This is a genomic window from Planococcus sp. VCh962, assembly GCF_057748275.1.
In genome coordinates, this window is the sequence record NZ_JBYLHS010000001.1 from 714,478 (window position 1) to 735,355 (window position 20,878).

Consider the following 20,878-nt stretch of genomic DNA (forward strand, 5'->3'; position numbering starts at 1 on the left):
ACTTAAACCCATTTCAACTAATCAACCAACCATAAGGGGGAAATTCGAATGGCAATTCCAGAAATCGCGAAATTAGGGCATTTTGGTTTAGTATCAACAGATCTTGAAAAATCACTGTGGTTCTTCAAAGAAATTTTAGGCCTTGAAGAAACAGAAGAAAAAGATGGCGTGCATTATTTGCGGGCTTGGGGAGATTTTGAGCACCATACGATGACAGTGCGACAAGGTGAAGAAGCGAAATTGGACCATATTGCATGGCGTACGAAAAAACCGGAAGACGTTGAAGCGTTTGCTCAGCTTTTACAAGAATCAGGCACTGAAATCACTTGGAATGAAGAAGGCATTGAAGCAGGACAAGGCAAAGCTTTCCGTTTCAAGATGCCAAGCGGCCATACACTGGAACTTTATTACGAGATGGAAAAAACGCTGGCAGATCCTAAGAGCCGTTCTGTATTAAAAAATCAGTCGCATCGTTCTTGGGCACGCGGAGTATCACCTCGCCGCATCGATCACGTGAATTTGCTGTCTTCATTGCCGGCAAATGAATTATCGGATTTCCTGATGGAGAAATTGGGCTTCAAAATGCGCGAATGTGTGGAAGCTCCGGACGGCAGTTTAGTCGGCGCTTGGTTGAGTGTAACGCCTCTAGTGCATGATATTGCCATCAGCTTCGATCCAAATGCAGCTTCAACAAACGAAATTCACCACGTTTCGTACTGGTTGGACAATGCGCAGGACTTGCTGCGTGCCGCGGATATTCTAAAAGAAAATGGCATTTACTTCAAAGGCCCAGGAAAGCACGGAATTTCCCAGGCGATGTATATTTACGCAATCGACCCGGGCAGCGGTCTGCGTGTGGAAATCTTCACTAACGGCTACTTGATCTTTGAACCGGATTGGGAACCAATTGTCTGGACATTGGATGAAATGGATATCGGCTTTACTTACTGGGGCGACCAAATGGATGCTTCAACAGAAAACAATCCAACAATAAAAGCATAATAAGATACTCGAGGAGGCAACAACTATGGATGACCGTTTATTTAGAGACGCAATGGGAAAATTCACAACAGGAGTCACGGTGCTGACAACGGAATTTGAAAACGAGCCAGCCGGAATGACGGCCAATGCTTTTATGTCAGTTTCTTTGACACCGAAGCTGGTAGTCGTGTCAATCGGGCACAAAGCGCGCTTTTTAGAAAAAGTGAAAGTGTCACAAAAATTCGCAGTAAATATCCTGGCAGCAGACCAGGAGAATTATTCAAGAATGTTTGCCGGCCAATTGAAAGACGACAGTAAAATCGAATTCGCTGAACTAGCCGGGCTTCCGGTCGTGCCAAAAGCTTTAGCGCAAGTCAGCTGCAAAGTGGTCGCTGAACATATCGAAGGAGACCACACATTATTGATTGGTGAAGTGCTGGATATCCGTTTGGAAGAAGGCAATCCGCTGATTTTCTTCAGCGGCCAATACCACGCTTTAGCAGAGAAAACAGCCATTTTGTAAAAAGGAGGAAAAGGATGGATATTCAAAAAGCAGCAAATCTCTTGGCGCAAGCTGAAAAAGATAAAACGCCGATTCCTCCTTTTACATCCTCAGCAGAAGAAATTTCTGTTGAGGATGCTTATGGGATCCAGCTGCTGCAGATTCAGGAAAAGCTGCAGCAAGGAGCCCAAGTCAAAGGATTGAAAATCGGATTGACGAGCAAAGTGATGCAGGACATGTTCAATGTTAGAACACCTGATTATGGCCATGTTCTTGATTCGATGGTTTACGGCGAAGAAAAAGCCGTCAATATGGATCAATTTATCCAGCCGAAAGTGGAATTCGAAATCGCTTTTATTCTCAAAAAAGATCTTGAAGGCCCTGGCGTAACAGTAGAAGATGTTTTGGCGGCCACCGATTACGTCGTGCCGGCAATTGAAATCATCGACAGCCGCATTGAAAACTGGCAGTTCAAATTTGAAGATACCGTAGCAGATAATGGATCATCAGCGGGTGCGATTCTTGGAACCAAGAGAACTTCTCTTACAGCTGTCGATTTGGCTGCAGTTGAAATGACTGTCTACCGCAACGGTGAAGTATTTGATTCCGCTAAAGGTGAAGCGGTCATGGGCCATCCGGCAAAAGCGGTGGCTTGGCTAGCTAATGCTGTAGCGGATTACGGCATTACATTGCGCGCCGGCTATTTCATCTTGGCCGGGGCATTATCCAAAGCTGTACCGTTTGAAGCGGATGATGTGTTTAAAGCCGATTTCAGTGAACTGGGTGAAGTCGCCATTACGTTTGTAAGGGAAGGTGAAAAAGTGTGAGGAAATTAAAGGTGGGCATCATCGGTTCCGGTAATATCGGCACCGATTTAATGTATAAAATCGAACGCAGCGATGCGCTCGAAATGAGTGTTATGGTCGGCATCGATCCGGAGTCGGAAGGACTGAAACGTGCAGCAGACCGAGGTTATGTTGTGGTTGCGGACGGCATCGACGGTTTGATGGAACGCCTGGAATTGGTTGATATCGTCTTTGACGCCACTTCCGCCAAAGCGCATAAGCACCATAGCGAGCTATTGGTGGCGGCAGGCAAAAAAGTCATCGACTTGACACCAGCAGCAATCGGGCCGTTCACCGTTCCGACTGTAAACTTAAATGAGCATTTTTCTGAGCCCAATTTGAATATGGTGACTTGCGGCGGCCAGGCGACGATTCCGATCGTCAACGCCATCAACCGCGTGGTGGAAGTGGAATATGCAGAAATCGTAGCGACCGTTTCCAGCAAAAGTGCCGGACCGGGTACCCGTGCTAACATCGATGAATTCACGCGCACGACTTCAAAAGCGATCGAGCAAGTGGGCGGAGCCAAAAAAGGCAAAGCCATCATCATTTTGAATCCAGCTGAACCGCCGATCATTATGCGGGATACAGTTCACGCCTTAATTGCTGAAGATGGAAAAGAAGAAGAAATTATCGCTTCGATCCATGACATGGTGAAAGACGTGCAAAGTTATGTGCCAGGATACCGCTTGCGCGGAACTCCGCAATTCGATGGCCGGAAAGTATCGGTCTTTTTGGAAGTGGAAGGGGCAGGCGATTTCTTCCCGCCTTACTCAGGAAATTTGGATATTATGACAGCAGCCGCGGCCAAAGTAGCAAACGAACTTGCGAAACAGCTGGCAGCCGCTGAAGTGTAGGAGGGAAATCGGATGTCACAACGCTCATTTGAAATATTGGATGTCACTTTGCGTGACGGAAGCCATGCGATGAGGCATGCTTTTACGGAACAGCAAGTGATTGATACAGCAAAAGGCCTTGATCAGGCTGGTGTGAATTATTTTGAAGTGTCGCATGGAGATGGCCTGGGCGGTTCTTCACTGCAATACGGGTTATCGAAAGTGGACGAACTGAAGCTGATTGAAGCGGCAGCAAGTGTCTGCAAGACATCGAAAGTTTCGGTGCTTCTTATTCCTGGAATCGGCATCAAGGAAGATCTGCAGGATGCGGTGAAAGCCGGGGCTAAAATGGTGCGCGTTGCGACGCATGTTACGGAAGCGGACGTCGCAGCGCAGCATATTGCGCTCGGGCGCGAACTGGGCTTGAAGACGGTCGGATTTCTGATGATGGCACATATGGCCTCGGTGGAAAAAATTGTCGAACAAGCCAAACTGTTTGAAAGCTACGGCGCTGAAGTTATTTATGTCACGGATTCAGCGGGTTATATGTTGCCGCATGAAGTGACAGAGCGCATCAGCGCTTTGAAACAATCTGTCGGCTGTGAAATCGGTTTCCATGGCCATAATAATTTATCGATGGCAATGGCGAATACCATAGCAGCAGTCCAAGCAGGTGCTACATATATCGACGGCAGCCTGCGCGCATTAGGTGCAGGCAGCGGCAATACGCAGACTGAAGTGATGGTTGCAGTGCTTGAACGCCTCGGCTATCAGACCGGCATCGATTTGTACTCAATCATGGACGTAGCAAATGATGTAGTGGCTCCTTTCATGCAGCGTCCACAAGAAATCACCGGATCCAGTTTGATCATGGGTTATTCAGGTGTCTATTCCAGCTTCTTGCTGCATACGCAAACAGCTGCCAAGAAATTCGGCGTCGATGAACGCGATATCCTCGTGGAACTGGGCCGCATGAAAGCGGTCGGCGGTCAAGAAGATTTAATTTATGATGTGGCTCAAAGTTTTGCTGTGAAGAAAGCTCTTTAAGCAGCATTCGTGAATAATGGAATCCTATAGGTAAGCAAAACGCTGGGAAGAGAAATCTTTCCAGCGTTTTTTCAGGTTATGGACAAACTTTTAGGTTCTGGTCTCATTGCGCTCTAGGCGGACGCTTTTCGCGGGGGGCGACCTAAGCCTCCTCGCTCGCTGGCAAAAGCCTTGTGCTCCTGCATCGCTGCGCTAGCTTCGTCGCAAATGAGTTGGGCAAACTGCTTTTGCCCAACTCATTCCCTGTGGGGTCTCAGGATTCGCCTCGCTACGCTGCTCCCGCAGAAGTCGCCGCCTTCCGCTGCATTCAGCTTCCTTTAGTTTTCTTTAACAGTTCTCTAAAACAGTGACTGTTCGAGAAAGCTTTCTATTTTTTGTTCGTGCTCTTCAGATATGAAGCCAAACAGCCCAGACCCTGCAACGCTCTTTCATATCTCGAAGCTAGCGCAGCAAAGAAGCGGCTTGGGGCTCGCCCGCGACTAAAACATATGCTCCTGCATCGCTTCGCTGCTTCGTCGCAAAGACTTAGCCTCGAAAGCTTCAGCTAATGTCTTCGCAACTGTCTGGCAGAATATCGGTTGATCGAGTCCACAACTAAATGATTTATCAACGTTCAATAAAGCAGGGAAAGTTGAGCAGAAAAATTTTATTATTTATTAATTTTAGAGACTTAAAGCTTGAAAATCAAAAACCAACAAAAACCAACGGAAAACTCCTTGGGAATCGAATAATTTCTACTCTAGTATGTAATATTTTGTTTGTGTAATATTTCAGTATATTCAACAAATTCTTTAAATTGATTTGTAAACGCATACAAAAGGCGGGGATGAAATGGGCAATCCGGAAATTGCGAAATTGGGCTATGTGGCCTTGGTTACTCCAGATTTAGAAAAGTCTTTGCATTTTTTTAAAGAAGTAATCGGGCTCGAAGAAACAACGGTTATCGATGGAGTCCATTATTTGCGGGCTTGGGGTGATTTCCAGCACCATACTTTATCAATCGAAAAAGGCGATAGCGGGCATGTGAAATATATCGGCTGGCGTACGAAGCACCGTGAAGATGTAGAAGGGTTCCGGAAGTTATTGGATCAAGACGGAGTTCCTGTTGACTACTTAGCAGCCGGAACAACTCCGGGCATTGGTGAAGCCATCCGTTTTAAATTGCCGAGCGGCCATACCTTTGAATTATATTACGATGTTGAACGGCCGGCAGTTGAAGAAAGCCGGAAGTCGATTTTGAAAAACCAGACTTATAAATCGTGGTCTAAAGGTGTATCGCCAAGAAGGCTTGATCATGTCAACATTCACACTTCCACAGATGCAGGCATCACTTACGATTTTCTGAAGCAATTAGGCTTTAATATGCGGGAGTATTTGCGGGATGACAATGGAGACGTTATCGCCGGCTGGATGAGTGTTACACAGCTGGTCCACGATATTGCGGTAGCGCAAAAACCAACCTTGCCGACTCCGGCACGCATACATCACATATCGTATTGGTCGGATGATTCACAGGATATCTTGCGGGCAGCCGATATTCTCCGCGAACATAATATCGATTTTATCGGACCTGGCAAGCATGGCATTTCACAGGCGCTTTACTTATATGTCATGGATCCAGGCAGCGGCTTCCGAGTCGAATTATTCACGGGTGGCTATTTGATTTTTGAGCCGGATTGGGAACCGGTGGAATGGACGATGAAAGATCGGGCATTCGGCAATACGTATTGGGGCGATACTGTCCAGGACAAGGAATTGAACAATATCACAATCGAAGCAAAATAAGGAAGAGAGGCGAAACCCTATGAAAACAATCGAGATCAATCACGCCAATTTGCAGCATTGCCAGCAAACGCTTCCGCCGCATGTAATCGCTTTGGGATTTTTTGACGGACTCCATAAAGGGCATCGGAAAGTGATTGAAGCCGCCCGCAGAAAAGCGGACGAATTGGGCTTGCCTTTGTCGGTCATGAGCTTCTTCCCGCATCCGAAGAGTGTGTTGTCAAAAGGGCAGGAACATGTCGAGTATCTGATGCCACTGGAAAAAAAGCAGCAGCGGCTTAAAGAGCTGGGCGTCGATTATTTCTTGATTGTTGAATTCAGTCTGGATTTCGCTTCTCTTTCCCCGCAGCTATTCGCTGAACATTATCTGGTCGGACTTGGAGCAAAGCATGTGGTATGCGGTTATGACTACACTTATGGATCCAGAGGAGCCGGCAACGTCAATACGCTTTATGCACACGGCAACGGGTATTATGGCGTTACTGAAGTTGCAAAGGTGGATCTTTGTGGAGACAAAATCAGTTCAACCCGAATCCGTGAAAGCCTGGCAATAGGTGATATTGAATTTATCCAGAATTTGCTCGGAGAACCTTACACGGTGGAATGGTGTCCGGAGAATGGATTATTGCCGCAATATACTTTGCCGGCAAGAGGAGAATATGTCGCCACGGTGAAATGCCATGACCGGGAAATCGTAGGCATTCTGCAAGTGACAGCTGACCAGCAAATCAATTTCAACCGAGTCGGTTTTATCTCAGATCGGATGATGACAATCAAATGGCATAAAGAAGTGGAAGAAACTGCTTTCAGTTTAATGACTTAATGACAAAGGATGGTTGGATGTCAAAGAACAAACAATTCAAAGCGCTGCTTCAGCAGCCAAATGCATTTATTTTGCCAGGAGCATATGACGGCATGACGGCGCGTTTAATAGAAGAATCAGGATTTCCCGCCATTTATGCGACAGGAGCTGGAATCTCGAATGCTCAGCTTGGCTGGGCGGATGTAGGATTAACGGCTGTCACAGAAATTGCGGATGTGGTCAGCCGGATGTCGGATGTCACAAATGTGCCAATCGTCGTTGATGGGGATACCGGATTCGGCAATGCCATCAATTTGATGCGCACCGTGAAACAGCTCGAACGGGCGGGCGCTTCCGCTATCCAGTTTGAAGATCAAGTGGCGCCGAAGAAATGCGGCCATTTTGGCGGGAAGCAAGTCATTTCAAAAGAAGAGATGGTCTACAAAATCAAGGCCGCAGTGGATACACGGAAAGACGATAATCTCTCCATCATTGCACGGACGGACGCCTTGGCTGTGTACGGTATGGGCGAAGCGCTGGAGCGGGCAAATGCTTATAAAGAAGCTGGTGCTGATGTGATTTTTGTGGAAGCGCCGACAACCATCGCGCAATTGATGGAAATTACTGCAAACGTACCCGATATTCCGCATATCATCAATATGGTGGAAGGTGGCAGTACGCCGCTTGTGTCGCTGGAGGAAGCGGAGGAAATGGGCTTTCAAATCATGCTTTGCGCCAATACGGTGCTGCGCTCCGCCATTAAAGGGATACAGGAAAGTTTGCGTGTCTTAAAGCAGGAGCGATCGCAGCAAAATATCCATGATTTAATCTGTACATGGGAAGAAAGGCAAGAACTGTTTAAGCTGAAGCAAATCAAGCAATGGGAAAAAGAGTACCTTGAATTTGATAGAGCAGAGGAGGCGCCGAAACGATGACAAGAGAAGTGGATTATGATATCGCCATTATTGGCTGTGGAGCTGCAGGTACAGCAGCGGCTTTGTCAGCGGCGGAAAAAGCGAAAGAACAAAACAAGAATATCAGAATCGCCATTATTGAACGGGCCGATTTTGATAACCGTGGCGGCAATTCACGCTGGACAGCCGCTTATATGCGAATGGAAAACATCGACCAGCCAGCAGCAAACTTCAAAGAAGATATGCTCGCTTTTTCGGATAATTTTTCTGACCGTGCGTACATTGAGACTTTATATGATGAAGCCGGGCCTACATTGCGCTGGGTTGAATCGAAAGGCGTCGAATTCGGTTATTTGCCGACAATGTTCCTGACTGCTTCAAAACCTCGACTATTGCCGGTTGGAGGCGGGCGCGCTTTAATCGATACGCTGTCGCTGCGTGCACGGGCGCTGAATGTTGAAATTATTTATGAAGCGACAGCCTGGGACTTGAAACTCGATGAAGAAGGTGCTGTTGAAAGCTTGAAAATCCGAGTCAAAGGCGGAGAAAGTCTGGCACTAAAAGTGAATTCCGTTATTTTGGCGGCTGGCGGCTTCCAAGGCAACCAGGAAATGATGGCCCAGTATATCGGCCGGGACGCCCATAAGATTCCGCCGGTTGCGGAAGGCGGCTATTACAACAAAGGCGAAGGGATCCGCATGGCGCAGCAATTAGGAGCTAAAGGAACCGGCCAGTGGGATTCGTTCCATGCCGAACCGGTCGACCCGCGCAGTAAACGCGAAGAAGCAGGCGTCATGACTTATCCATACGCCATTCTCGTGAACCAGCGCGGAGAACGCTTCACCGATGAAGGGGAAGCGACAATCGACGAGCAGTACGAAGCCGTGGCGCGAAAAATCTTCTATGACCAGCCTGGCCATATCGCTTATATGATCACAGATCAGAAAATGTATGATATCCCGAATTACGAGGAAGCGCTGCAAACCGAACAGCCGCCGATTGTTTCCGATACGATCGAGGGCTTGGCAGAGCAGCTGAACATCAAACCGGAAAACTTGAAAAAAACGGTCGAAGAATTTAACCAAGCTGTGCAGCCTGGGCAATTCTTATGGAATGTAAAAGACGGCAAGCAGGCAGTCGGCATTGAACCGCCAAAATCCAACTGGGCGATTCCGATTGACCAAGGTCCTTTTATCGCTTATCCGATCGTCTGCTGCAATGTTTTCACTAACGGCGGAATCGCGACGGATATCCATGGCCGCGTCGTTTCCAATGACAACGAGCCGATTCCGGGATTATACGCTGCCGGGGAAATGACCGGTTTATATTACGGCAAATACCCAGGGGGCACATCGGTATTGCGCAGCCTGGTGTTTGGAAAACGTGCAGGAGAACATGCTGTCCAGTATATCGCTTCAACGGTGAAAACTTATTCATAACATAAGGAGGTGAAGCATATGTTAACAGGAAAAGTGGCGTTCGTCACAGGCGGCGGCCGGGGAATCGGCCGTGAAACAAGCCTGCTGCTGGCTTCTCACGGAGCCAATGTGGCAGTTTGTGCCAGAAGCGAAGAAGAATGCAAAGAAGTCGTCCAGGCAATCAAAGAGCAATACGGCTTAGAAGCCATTGCAATTACTTGCGATGTCGGAGATGAACAAGCAGTAGACCGGGCAATTGATCAAGTGAAGCAGCGCTTCGGGAAAATTGACATTTTGATCAACAATGCCGGAGTCATGAGCATGAAGCCGATCACCGAACTGTCCGTCGAAGAATGGAAATGGGTCCATGACATCAATGTCCATGCACCGTTTTATTTAAGCAAAGCGGTCGTTCCGGAAATGATTGAAAGAAGAGAAGGCGTCATCATTAATATTTCCTCCATTTGGGGGACAAAAGGCGGACCGAATCGCAGCGCCTATATTTCATCCAAACATGCCATTATCGGATTTTCAAAAGCATTAGGCGAAGAATTGAAGCCTTATGGGGTCCGGGTAAACGCCGTTTGTCCGGGGCCAGTCGATACGCAAATGATGGCGGTGCTTGGCGCCGGAGTAAACAAATCCAGCTGGCTGCAGCCGATTGATATCGCGCACGTCATTGTCGATCTTTGCCTGCCAAAAATGGTGGCCGTTACAGCAGCATCCATTGAAGCATTCGGGGCCGGCCAGCCGGTCGCAGTTTCACAACAATAAAACTAAAAGGGGTAGATTAAAATTAGCGAATTCATCACAGCAATCGAGTCGAAAAACATTAGCCTGGCATTAGCCACAAAATTACTGGAAGCAGCAGCAGAAAAAGGCAAGGAAATGGGCATCCCGTTCAGCATCGCCATCGTGGACCGTGTAGGTAACTTGAAAGCTTTCTCGGCAATGGACAATGCACCTGTATTGAGCCTTGACATTGCACAGAACAAAGCGTTCTCCGCAGCAACTTATAACCGTGCCACTCATGAATGGTACGACCGCTTGAAAGACGATCCACCCCTATTGCATGGCTTAGTCCATACAGAGCGTCTGGTAATCTTTGGCGGCGGTTACCCGATCAAAATCAACGATGAATTGATTGGCGGCATCGGCGTCAGCGGCGGCCATTATTCACATGATATGCAAGTATGCGAAGCGGCTTTAGAAGCGTTAAGCGAATTGACTTCAAAGGTAGTGTAAAGCCTATGCAAGATACGTATAACTTGATCATTGTCGGTGCCGGAATGGCGGGCTTATGTGCAGCGGCGGAAGCAGCTGCACAAGGAGCTACTGTGCTGGTGCTTGAGAAAGAGAAAGATTTCGGAGGAAGTTCATTGCTCAGCGGGCGCTATATGGCGTTCGCCGGAACCGATCTTCAGAAACAAGAAGGCATCGACGATAAATCAGAATTTCTGGTTGAAGATATGCTCGCAGTGGGCGAAGGAAAGAACGAAATTGAATTGGTGGAAGCTTACGGCGACCACCAATTTGAAACTTATAAATGGCTCGTATCCATCGGAGTTCAATTCCATAAAGTCCAGGCAGTAAGCGGCCATAGTGTTCCGAGGGGCCACACGATTACGCCGCAGCAGGCTATTACCGCTTTGTATGAGGCGGCAGCAGCATCCGGAACTGTGGCATTTAGAACGGGAGCGGTCGTTAAGCGTCTGCGCAAAGATGATAATGGGCGTGTTTCACAAGTGGTTTTTGAACATGCCGGCAAGACAGAAACAGCGTCAGCTGAGAACGGTGTATTGCTCACTTCAGGCGGCTTTTCGAAAAGCGAGGAATTACTTGAGAATTTTGCCCCGCAATTAACCGGCGCCATTCGTATCGGCGGCAAAGGGAATGTCGGAGACGGCATCAAATTGGCCAGCGAAAAAGGTGCTTGGCTGCGTGATTTCCCTTATTTAAAAGGGACGTATGGATTCCATCCAACCGCAGACGGTCCCAGAAAATCGCAGGCTTTGGCTTTTTATAAAGGAGCCATCATCATCAATAAATTCGCAGAGCGTTTCGTCAATGAATCGATTTCTTATAAGCTGATTGGTACGGAAGCTTTGCTGCAGCCGGAACGAATCACTTATCAGATTTGGGATCAGCCTATTATGGACCAAGGCGTTCCAGGCGATGCTCTTTACGATTTCGAAAAGCTGGTGGCTCTCGGGTTGATTGAAAAAGCGGATACGCTGGAGGAACTAGCGGATATTATTCAAGTTCCTGCCGAAAAGCTGAAATCCACTGTAGTGGATTATAATAGCGATATCCAAAATGGTGGAGACCGTAAATTCGGAAGAACTACATTAACGCATCATTTCGGCACACCGGCACCAATCGACAGCGCACCGTTTTACGCGATGCGGACAACAGTGGCTATGCTTGCGACATACGCCGGAGTCAGCGTCGACAAATCCGCCCATGTCTTGAATGCGTTCAATGAACCGATTGAAGGCTTGTACGCTGCAGGTGAAATTGCCGGCGGGTTTCACGGTGCGGGTTATATGACAGGAAGTTCACTCGGCAAAGCTGCTATTTTTGGCAGGATAGCCGTTCAAGCCGCATTAAAAAAACAGGCTGTTCTTTAGGGGGACTGAGGGTTTTGAAAATTTGGCATCAGAGTTTGACGTCTATTGAACAAGTGCCGGCTTACCGGGATGCGGTCATCAGCCATATCCAGAAAGTGGCACGTCCGGACGTGGAAGTTGTGCTTCACGGCATGGCAAGTGAAACTTATCCGAGCGATTATCCGGGCCATTTTATCACCTATGCTTATTTGCAGAACCTGCACAAAGAGCAATTTATCCGCAATGCATTGATTGCGGAAAGCGCCGGCTATGACTGCATGTTCATCGGCACTATTCCGGATGTCGGTTTGCTTGAGGCACGGACATTGGTCGATATTCCGGTGATCGGGTATGGGCAGGCTTCTTTACATATTGCTTCCATGCTCGGGGACCGCATCGGCATCGTCAATTTCCTGGAGCCGCTGGAGGACCAATTGCGCAGCAATGCGGAACGCTACGGCCTTGGCAATAAATTAGGGCCGATTGTTCAGACTTCCATCGGTTTTTACGATGTGCTGGCAGGCTTTGAAAATCCCCAACCGGTTATCGACAGCTTTATCGCAAGTGCGGAGAAAGCAATCGCTCTTGGCGCTGATGTTATCGTACCTGGCGAAGGACCATTGAATGTCTTTTTAGCTGCCCATGGGATTTCCCGGATCGGCGATGTGCCGGTTGTGGATTCTTTTGCAGCGGGAATCAAGATGTGTGAAAGCTTAACAGACCTTAAAGTGAATTCAGGCGTAACGCTTACACGCAAAGGATATTTCAATGCAAAGCCGCCAGAAGAGGCAGTGAAAAAATTGCGAGCGTTCTATAACCAGGAAAGCGATATTCATGCCGGTCTGGATTACGGACTATCTGTTAAAGCGGGCGTCAATATCTGACTTTGCAGAAAAACCTCCGGCTTTTTGGCCGCAGGTTTTTTGGCATGCAGCTTGTTTCAAAATAAAAGAGTATTTTATCTAAAAATTTCGTATAATTCCTTTAAGCATATATTTTGTATACGCTTCTAGATGAGATGGGGAAAATGCTGGAGTTCACGTTCTTAGAGACCACTATGGCTACAAGGGGGATTTTCATGAGAAAAATTGATACATTTGATCAAAGTGAAGATAAAAAAATCTCGACGACTTCTGCCACTTTCGGGTTATTAAGAAAAGAATTGATTGAAAATCTGGGAGTTCAGCGGGCAAAGTCGTTTTTGCTTCGTTATGGTTGGAATCTGGGGAAAGCCCATGCAAAAGATGTACTGAAAGTCGGCGGTACGACCGAACAAATGCTGGAAAAAGCAGGGGCATTGCATTATGAAACAGGGCAAATATCCCGTCTGGTATCCAAGCGTGAAGTGATTTTGGATGAGCACGGGGAAGTAGCACGAATTTCAGCTTGCGGAGAATGGATGGATTCTTTTGAAGTGGCGGAACATGTCAAAAACCACGGGATTTCAGATTGTCCGGTATGCCATACGCTGACAGGTTTTGGAAGCGGTTTCACTTCGACGATTACCGGCCGCCGTGTTTTTCTCCGGGAAATTGAATGCCGAGGCAAAGGGGATGCCTCATGTATGTTTGAAATGAAGCTGGAAGAAGACTGGGACGATGTGGAAATGAAAGAAGAAATTCAGTTGTACCAGGAAAGCCGCTTTATCGATGAACTCAATTATACGTATGAACAATTGCTCGACCGAAAAAATTTCATCGAAAAAGCATCGGCTTTCCATGACACGCTGACAACTAGATTATCCGATGGAGACTCGATCGAAGAAATGATCAGCACCATCTATGAAGCATTGAATATTCCGGTCTCGATTGAAGATTTGAATTTCCATCCTAGAGTGTACCGGGGAATCGATGAGATTCAGTATAAGGTTTTCAGCGAAGACTTTTTAAACTCCATCAATAAAACCAAAAGTGGTAAGATCCTTTATTCATCCTATGATAAGACCTTTGTGATCCGGGGGAAAGCCCATAAGCGGCTTGTGTCGCCGATTATCGTCCAGAAAAAGCCAATCGGCTATATCACGTTTTTCTATTTAGACAAAGATGCCGAAGCGGAAAATGAAACCATGTTCATCCAGCGTGCCGCGACTTCAGCAGCACTGTACTTTTTGAACGAGAAAACCAGCCTCGAAGCGGTGGAAAACATCAAAGCCTATTTCTTTGAGCAATTATTGCAAAAGCAGTATTCCTCGGTTCCAAGCATTGTTTATCGGGGATACTATATGGGCATCGATTTGAAAGAACCATTTTACATCGCCAGCTTAAAATGCACTTCTGAACATCTGGATGTTACCAAAGTGGAACTTCTCGATCAGATCATCCATTCCATAACGCGCTATTTGGAAATGCAAAGCTATAAAATCCTGATTACCGAATATGAAGGGTCGATTGTCATGCTGCTGCCGAAAGTGGAGCGGCTCAATTATATGCTGGAAAATATCCTGAAGCACTTAAGCCATGAACACCGCCATATTGCTTTCCAAGTCGGCATGAGCAGCCAGCATGAAACCATCGAGACGATCGATGAAGGTCTGGAAGAATCGAGAGTTGCGCTGCGCTTGAATACAGCCGACAAAATCGCCACTTTTGAAGAAGTCAGTATCATCGGTTCGTTGATCAATTCAAAAAATATGCTGACCATCCGGCGCATCGCTAAAAAAGAATTAAATCCGATTTTCGAACTGAAAGACCATAAGCGAGACGAATTGTTGAAGACGCTGTATGTGTTCTTGCTGAACGGCGGAAATCTGCAGCAATCGATCAGCGATTTATCTCTGTCGATGAGCGGGCTGATGTACCGCATCACGCGCATTGAAAAATTGCTGGACAAAGATTTGCGCAACCCAACTGTGGCATATGAGCTTCTGCTGATGCTGGACGCATTGAAAATTCTCGGCGATATTGATGTATAGAACTTCCCAATTGCCAGCTGTATACAGGAGGCCAACCAGAAAAGTCTTTTCACTGACTTTTTTGGATGGCCTTTTTTATATTTTGTTTTAAAAAAACAGAAATTTATTTTAAGGTCGTTCGGTCGCTTGGGGCATAGCTCCCGCAAGAAGCTTAGCACAGACCGCTAATCTTCCTGCTTCGCCTCGCCCTTTTACGCGCCTCTCTTAGTGAGCAGCTTTTATGGCAGTAATAAACGGTGAAACCACTTCTTATAGAAGAAATTGATAATACATAGTCCCACGGCGTGCCGCCGTTTTGTATTTTTACATCAAGTGTTTAAGTTGAACGAACAATTCATGCTTGCTGCTGGTGCATGATTTAGCTAGAAATCGATAGGTTGGAGTTTGTAAGTACTATTCACTCCAATAAAGATTATCCCTGCTATAGAGCACGTTTTATTTCTGTGAGTTTGTTCCGTTATGCCAAATCTTTTATAGAATAATAGAGCAATTTCAGGTTTCATTTTTTAAAGAGCTTCTCCAGCGCCGGCGCGTCTAAGGGCGAGACGGAGCTATGAGACGAGTGCTCTTCTCGACTCATGGCGGGAGTCCTGCCCAAAGCGTCCGAAGCGGTGTACACAAGGACTCCATTTAAATTCAATCTCTTACTGCTCTTGCGCATTTATTAAAAAGAATTAACGGAAAAATGATGGAAAAGAAGATTCTCAAGAAAAAAACTAATAGTTTTTATTGGAAAAAGTACGGAAATCGAATGGTTTTTCATCTTTAATTAATTCTGAAATTTCTTTAAATTGAGTATAGAAAGAAAAAGATGCAGAGGAGTGGACCGAATATGAATCCTGTAATCCAACAAGATAACCAAGTCGACGTGGTAGCAGCGGCGAAATCGCTGATCCCGTCTTTAAGAGAACGAGCAAAAGAAACAGAACAAATCCGCCGCATCCCTGAAGCGACGATGAATGAATTGAAAGAATTGGGATTGTTCAAGATGCTTCGCCCTAAACGCTACGGCGGTCAGGAACAGAATATGCGCACTTACAGTGAAGCCATTGTTGAAATCTCAAAAGGCTGTGGATCGACAGGGTGGATCGTGGCATTATGTGCCATCCGTGAATTGATGGTAGCCGAATCCTTCAGCGAAAAGACGCATGAAGAAATTTTTGGAAAAGACGAAGACGATGTCCTTTTTGCAGGAGTTTACGAACCCCGTAAATGCATCGCCAAGAAAGTGGATGGCGGGTATTTGATTGAAGAAGGATTCTGGATGTTCTGTTCAGGCTCCCAGCACGCTACTTGGGGATATTTCGGGATGCCGATCATCAATGAAGAAGGTAAAATGGTCGACCAGGTCCTGATGACGCTTCCATTCAGTGAAATGGAAATCATGGATGACTGGGATGTTATGGGATTGAAAGGCACCGGCAGCAATAGCGTGAAAATGCACAATGTCTTTATTCCGGAGCATCGCTGTACATCGTTTGTCAAAGCGCTTGATGGCGATTTCGAATCTGAACATTTGCGCGATATTCCGCTTTACCATACAGCCCTTTTCCCGGCATTGATCTTATCGCTTGGATTGCCAGGAGTGGGAATGCTTCGTTCAGCGATGGAGTTTTTCAAACAAGGTTTGCCAAATCGTCGTGCAGCCCATATGGGAGTTGAATTTGTCAAAGATGCGGCAAGTACGCACGCGGTTATTGCCGAAGCGGAATTGAAGATTGAAACAGCAGAGATGTTCTTCTTTAAAGTGGCGGATGATTTGGATGCCAGCGCACAAGCGAAAGAATATATGGCCCGCCATGCACGCGTGAAAGCTCTAGCGGATATCGGCTATGCCAATCAATTGCTGAAAGAAGCGATGGATTTACTAATGTCAGCCAGCGGATCTGGATTTGCTTATAACGGGCACCCGATGCAGCGAATTCTGCTTGATTTTCTGGTATTGCATTCTCACCGTTCATTGTCGCCAATCATCACAAAAGAAAACTTTGGGCGCGTATTGTCTGGCCTCGAATCAAATGCAGTGCGTTATTAAAACCGAAAAATGTAGACGCTTACAAAAATTCCATAGTTAAAGGAGGTTTTCCGGTGAAACCTGAAATTGCAAAACTGGGCTACATTTCATTGGTATCGGCAGATTTGGAGAAGTCATTAGTATTTTTTAAAGAAGTAATCGGTTTGGAAGAGACAGAAGAAAAAGACGGGGTCCATTATTTGCGGGCATGGGGAGATTTTCAGCATCATACCTTGTCCATCGAACAAGGGGACCGCGGACATGTAAAGCATATCGGCTGGCGCACCAAGAAAAAAGAGGATATTCAAGGCTTTAAAGAGCTTCTGGAAACGAACGGTGTAGAAGCGGCCGATATAGAAGCCTGGACAACGCCGGGTATCGGGGCATCCATCGCATTTCAAGTGCCAAGCGGTCATACTTTCCATTTCTACTATGACGTGGAGCGGCCGCCGGTGGATGAGCATCGACGTTCCGTATTGAAAAATCAGACGTATAAGTCATGGGCAAAAGGAGTGTCGCCTCGCCGGCTGGATCACGTCAATCTCCATACTTCGGCGGATTCATCCGACACTTATTCCTTTATGGAGAATGTACTCGGGTTTAAAATGCGTGAGTTCTTGGCGAACGATGCGGGAGATGTACTTGCTGGCTGGATGAGCGTTACGCAATTAGTGCACGACGTGGCGCTCGTTTCACGGCCGGAAACGCCGACGAAAGCGCGTCTGCACCATATCTCTTACTGGCTGGACGACTCACAGGATATTCTGCGCGCAGCTGATATTCTGCGGGAACATAATTTTGAATTCGTGGGTCCTGGAAAGCATTCCATTTCCCAAGCCCTGTACTTATATGTGACTGATCCAGGCAGCGGTTGCCGCGTAGAATTGTTCACAGGCAGTTATTTGATATTCGAGCCTGACTGGGAGCCAATCCATTGGCACGAAAGTGAACGTGCTTTCGGCAATACGTATTGGGGTGACAGCATCACAAACAAAGAGCTTGTCAAAGAGACGATTGAAGCATTGTAAAAAAAATGTGATTAGCTTAGTGATGATTCAACTATTGAAATTCATAAAGCTATCTAAATGATTCTCTCTTTTTAAGAAAGCTTCTCCAGCGAAGGCGCGTCCACGGGTGAGACGGAGCGATAAGACGAGTATTCTTCTCGTCTTATCGCGGGAGTCAATGAGGTGACCAAAGATTTTGGGCACCTCATTTGCGACGAGCTTGCGCAGGAGCACAAGTCTTTGCCTTACCCCAAAGCGTCCGACGCGGAATACAAAAGGATAATTCATAAGTTCAACTTGTATCGACAATAGAAAGGGGCAAAAAAATGACTTTATTGACGAATAGCGTGACTCAGGAAATTGTTCAAACGGAGAATTTTGCTACTTATTTAAATCGTTCAGGTGAACAGAACACGGAGACGATTTTGTTCTTGCACGGTTCAGGTCCAGGAGTGACTGCTTTCGCCAACTGGCGGAGAGCGCTTGAAGAAGTGGGAGAAAACTTTCATTGCTTGGCGCCGGACCTCTATGGTTTTGGGAAAAGCAGCCACCCGGATGTACCGCTGAAAAATCGCCAGCAATGGACGGATCAATGGGTCAAGCAGACAATTGAACTGCTGGATCACTTGAAACTTGAAAAAGTGCATGTGGTCGGCAATTCCCTGGGCTGCTCGATTGCTCTTGAATTATTGCTGGAATACCCGGAACGTTTTGAGCAAGTGGTATTGATGGGCCCTGGAGGCACGCCTAATACCAAATTGAGTCTTGAGCTGGCTCGGGCGAAAGGGTTTTACGACAATCCTTCCAAAAAGAAATTAAAGCAGATCATGAGCTGGTTTGTTTATGATGAAAAAGAGATGCAGCCGGTCATCGACAACATTGTGGATGTCCGCTACGAAACAGCGATGCAGCCGGAAGTGCGGCGCTCAAACGATTCGATTTTCTCGACAGCGGCTGTCCCGGTGCCAGTAGTGGCGCTGAACCGCATCGAGAACGAAGTGCTTCTAATCCATGGATTGAACGATAAGGTTTGTTCAGTCGAGTCGAGTTATTATTTAGCAGAGCATTTAAAAAATGCGCAGCTGCATGTTTTCGGCCAATGCGGGCATTGGGCGCAGCTTGAAAAGAAAGACAGTTTCCATGTACTCATCCAATCATTCTTTAACAAGAAAATATAAGCAATGGGAAGTGGCTATATGGAGTCCAGAACTGATACCCAATATGAAGCGGATGTAGTGATTGTAGGGGCCGGCAATGCGGCGATGTGTGCGGCACTGGCTGCACAGGAACAAGGTGCGCGAGTCCTCGTCCTTGAAAAGTCGCCTGAAAAAGAAAAAGGCGGCAACACTACATACACCCATGGTTCGATTCGTTTTGCGTATAACGGAACAGAAGACATACAGGCGATCATCCCGGATCTTGAAGAAGAGGATCTCCGTATGACAGATTTCGGAAGTTATAGTGAAGAGCAGTATTATGAAGACATTTGCCGCATGACCAATTACAAGACTGATCCTGAATTAGCTTCGATTCTTACGGGCGAGAGTTTTGAAACGATGAAGTGGCTGACACAGCACCACATTAATTTCATTCCGATTTACGGTCGGCAGGCGTTTAAAATCAATGGCATATTTAAGTTTTGGGGAGGCATGATCCTGGAATCAGTCGGCGGCGGCCATGGATTGGTTGAAGCTTTGCATAACGAAGCTACCCGCCAAGGCGTCCGAATCTTATATGATACGATGGCCGTTGAATTGCTGCAAGACGACGAAGGGATTCAAGGCGTCAAAGTGAAAGAGCGAGGGCGCAGCAAAATCATCCGTGCAAAAGCCGTTGTCATGGCTTCCGGCGGTTTCCATGCCAATGTTGAAATGCGCACCAAATACCTTGGACCTAAATGGGATGTTGTCCATACACGGGGCAGCCGCTACAATACCGGCGAAGGCATTCAGATGGCTTTGGATATCGGAGCGCTGTCAGCTGGCAACTGGTCGATGGCGCATGCCGTGACAGGAGATCGTTACTTGCCTGATTTTCAGGAGGGCTTCCAGCGGTTGAGCTATCCTTTTGGCATTTTAATCAATACGGACGGCCAGCGCTTCTTGGATGAAGGCGCTGATTTCCGGAATTATACGTATGCCAAATACGGCCGCTTGATCTTGGAGCAAAAAGACAATTGCGCTTGGCAGATCTTCGACGGCAAAGTTTCTCATTTATTGCGAGAAGAGTATAAAGGGAAACAAGTGACGAAAGTGAAAGCGAACTCACTTGAAGAACTTGCGGATAAAATGGAAGGCGTCAACAAAGAAAAATTCCTCAAGGAAATTGCTCAATACAATGCTGCGATCGATGAAGCGGTGCCGTTCAATCCGAACGAGAAAGACGGCCGGGGAACGGAAGGGCTTGAGGTGCCTAAGACCAATTGGGCGAACCGCATCGACACCGCTCCGTTTGAAGCCTACGCCGTGACTTGCGGCATCACGTTCACGTTCGGCGGATTGAAGATCAACGAACAGGCAGAAGTCCAAAACACGATGTATCAAAAAATCAACGGCCTGTATGCTGCTGGGGAAGCGGCTGGCGGATTGTTCTATGATAATTATCCGGGTGGCGCTGGCTTGATGGCCGGTGCCGTCTTTGGAAAAATCGCCGGTGAACAGGCGGCCCACTACGTGAAATCCGGAGTGGCTGAGGAGGTCTAAGTGCCTCGTAATATTCAAATCAAAACGCTTTCTGGAATTCTCTTTGCCGAGATGCCGGAAGGCGTTTTTTTCGAAGGTATTACTACGGAGACACGCAAGTTGCGTCTTTAATTAGAGATGCAAAATAAACTTTTTTAGATTTGTACCAGTCCTCCCGCGGAATAATCTAAAACTGTTGATAAAACCATAATAATTATAATATGTAAACTTATTTGAAGTTTGATTCACTTTTAAAGTTAAATCTGTTTATAGTGGTAGCTAAGCATACATTCAAACAAAACAGGGAACGAATGAAAATACAAGCTTATTTCATCAATAAGGCAAAAAAATTGTAATATAACTTATGAACGCGTAGGATTTTATTTAACAGCAATTTAAAATGGCCCACCCATTAAATCATAAACCTATTATAAAGTAGATAATCTCTTTATCTAGGGGGCTTATAGACATTGCTTAAAAGGTTTCCAGCTCTTAATTATCGGCTATTTACGCGTCGTTTTATTCTTAT

Annotated in this window: 18 protein-coding genes; all 18 read left to right on the forward strand. The window is 46.6% G+C overall.

Annotated features, from left to right (window positions below):
* Nucleotides 1–48 precede the first annotated feature (48 nt).
* The 18 genes from AC3AQ9_RS03610 to tcuA all read left to right on the forward strand — a co-directional run bounded on the left by AC3AQ9_RS03610 (nt 49) and on the right by tcuA (nt 20,370).
* Nucleotides 49–1,002 (forward strand): VOC family protein, encoded by a 954-nt coding sequence (locus AC3AQ9_RS03610; RefSeq protein WP_488306079.1) that lies wholly within the window; start codon nt 49–51, stop codon nt 1,000–1,002.
* A 25-nt stretch (nt 1,003–1,027) separates the two neighbouring features.
* Nucleotides 1,028–1,504, forward strand: coding sequence for a flavin reductase family protein (locus tag AC3AQ9_RS03615; protein ID WP_488306080.1), 477 nt, complete (start codon nt 1,028–1,030; stop codon nt 1,502–1,504).
* A 14-nt stretch (nt 1,505–1,518) separates the two neighbouring features.
* Complete coding sequence (locus AC3AQ9_RS03620; protein ID WP_488306081.1) at nt 1,519–2,310, forward strand: 2-keto-4-pentenoate hydratase; 792 nt, start codon at nt 1,519–1,521, stop codon at nt 2,308–2,310.
* Nucleotides 2,307–3,185 (forward strand): acetaldehyde dehydrogenase (acetylating), encoded by an 879-nt coding sequence (locus tag AC3AQ9_RS03625; protein WP_488306082.1) that lies wholly within the window; start codon nt 2,307–2,309, stop codon nt 3,183–3,185. Before AC3AQ9_RS03620 ends, AC3AQ9_RS03625 begins: the two co-directional genes overlap by 4 nt.
* Nucleotides 3,186–3,197: 12 nt before the next feature.
* On the forward strand, nt 3,198–4,211 hold the full coding sequence (gene dmpG / locus AC3AQ9_RS03630; protein WP_488306083.1) for a 4-hydroxy-2-oxovalerate aldolase: 1,014 nt from the start codon (nt 3,198–3,200) through the stop codon (nt 4,209–4,211).
* Between the two features lie 831 nt (nt 4,212–5,042).
* Nucleotides 5,043–5,996: a VOC family protein gene (locus AC3AQ9_RS03635; protein ID WP_488306084.1), complete on the forward strand. Its 954-nt coding sequence runs from the start codon at nt 5,043–5,045 to the stop codon at nt 5,994–5,996.
* A gap of 19 nt (nt 5,997–6,015) precedes the next feature.
* Nucleotides 6,016–6,816 carry an adenylyltransferase/cytidyltransferase family protein gene (locus AC3AQ9_RS03640; RefSeq protein ID WP_488306085.1) on the forward strand — a complete coding sequence of 267 codons (801 nt, stop codon included), beginning with the start codon at nt 6,016–6,018 and terminating at the stop codon, nt 6,814–6,816.
* A gap of 17 nt (nt 6,817–6,833) precedes the next feature.
* Entirely contained in the window at nt 6,834–7,730 is an 897-nt protein-coding gene (locus tag AC3AQ9_RS03645) for an isocitrate lyase/PEP mutase family protein (RefSeq protein ID WP_488306086.1), read from the forward strand.
* Nucleotides 7,727–9,148, forward strand: a complete 1,422-nt coding sequence (locus tag AC3AQ9_RS03650) for an FAD-binding protein (protein WP_488306087.1) — start codon at nt 7,727–7,729, stop codon at nt 9,146–9,148. The genes AC3AQ9_RS03645 and AC3AQ9_RS03650 overlap by 4 nt, the downstream gene beginning before the upstream one ends.
* Before the next feature lie 18 nt (nt 9,149–9,166).
* Nucleotides 9,167–9,901: an SDR family NAD(P)-dependent oxidoreductase gene (locus tag AC3AQ9_RS03655; RefSeq protein WP_488306088.1), complete on the forward strand. Its 735-nt coding sequence runs from the start codon at nt 9,167–9,169 to the stop codon at nt 9,899–9,901.
* 21 nt (nt 9,902–9,922) lie between these two features.
* On the forward strand, nt 9,923–10,372 hold the full coding sequence (locus AC3AQ9_RS03660; RefSeq protein WP_488306817.1) for a GlcG/HbpS family heme-binding protein: 450 nt from the start codon (nt 9,923–9,925) through the stop codon (nt 10,370–10,372).
* Between the two features lie 5 nt (nt 10,373–10,377).
* Nucleotides 10,378–11,757, forward strand: a complete 1,380-nt coding sequence (locus AC3AQ9_RS03665) for an FAD-dependent oxidoreductase (RefSeq protein WP_488306089.1) — start codon at nt 10,378–10,380, stop codon at nt 11,755–11,757.
* A 14-nt stretch (nt 11,758–11,771) separates the two neighbouring features.
* Complete coding sequence (locus AC3AQ9_RS03670) at nt 11,772–12,620, forward strand: aspartate/glutamate racemase family protein (RefSeq protein ID WP_488306090.1); 849 nt, start codon at nt 11,772–11,774, stop codon at nt 12,618–12,620.
* A 194-nt stretch (nt 12,621–12,814) separates the two neighbouring features.
* On the forward strand, nt 12,815–14,647 hold the full coding sequence (locus AC3AQ9_RS03675) for a V4R domain-containing protein (protein ID WP_488306091.1): 1,833 nt from the start codon (nt 12,815–12,817) through the stop codon (nt 14,645–14,647).
* A gap of 832 nt (nt 14,648–15,479) precedes the next feature.
* Nucleotides 15,480–16,682, forward strand: a complete 1,203-nt coding sequence (locus AC3AQ9_RS03680) for an acyl-CoA dehydrogenase family protein (RefSeq protein WP_488306092.1) — start codon at nt 15,480–15,482, stop codon at nt 16,680–16,682.
* 53 nt (nt 16,683–16,735) lie between these two features.
* Nucleotides 16,736–17,689, forward strand: coding sequence for a VOC family protein (locus AC3AQ9_RS03685; protein ID WP_488306093.1), 954 nt, complete (start codon nt 16,736–16,738; stop codon nt 17,687–17,689).
* 305 nt (nt 17,690–17,994) lie between these two features.
* The gene (locus AC3AQ9_RS03690) at nt 17,995–18,846 is read left to right on the forward strand and encodes an alpha/beta fold hydrolase (RefSeq protein ID WP_488306094.1); all 852 of its coding nucleotides are present in this window, start codon (nt 17,995–17,997) and stop codon (nt 18,844–18,846) included.
* Between the two features lie 18 nt (nt 18,847–18,864).
* Nucleotides 18,865–20,370: an FAD-dependent tricarballylate dehydrogenase TcuA gene (gene tcuA / locus AC3AQ9_RS03695; protein WP_488306095.1), complete on the forward strand. Its 1,506-nt coding sequence runs from the start codon at nt 18,865–18,867 to the stop codon at nt 20,368–20,370.
* The last annotated feature ends 508 nt before the right edge of the window (nt 20,371–20,878 follow it).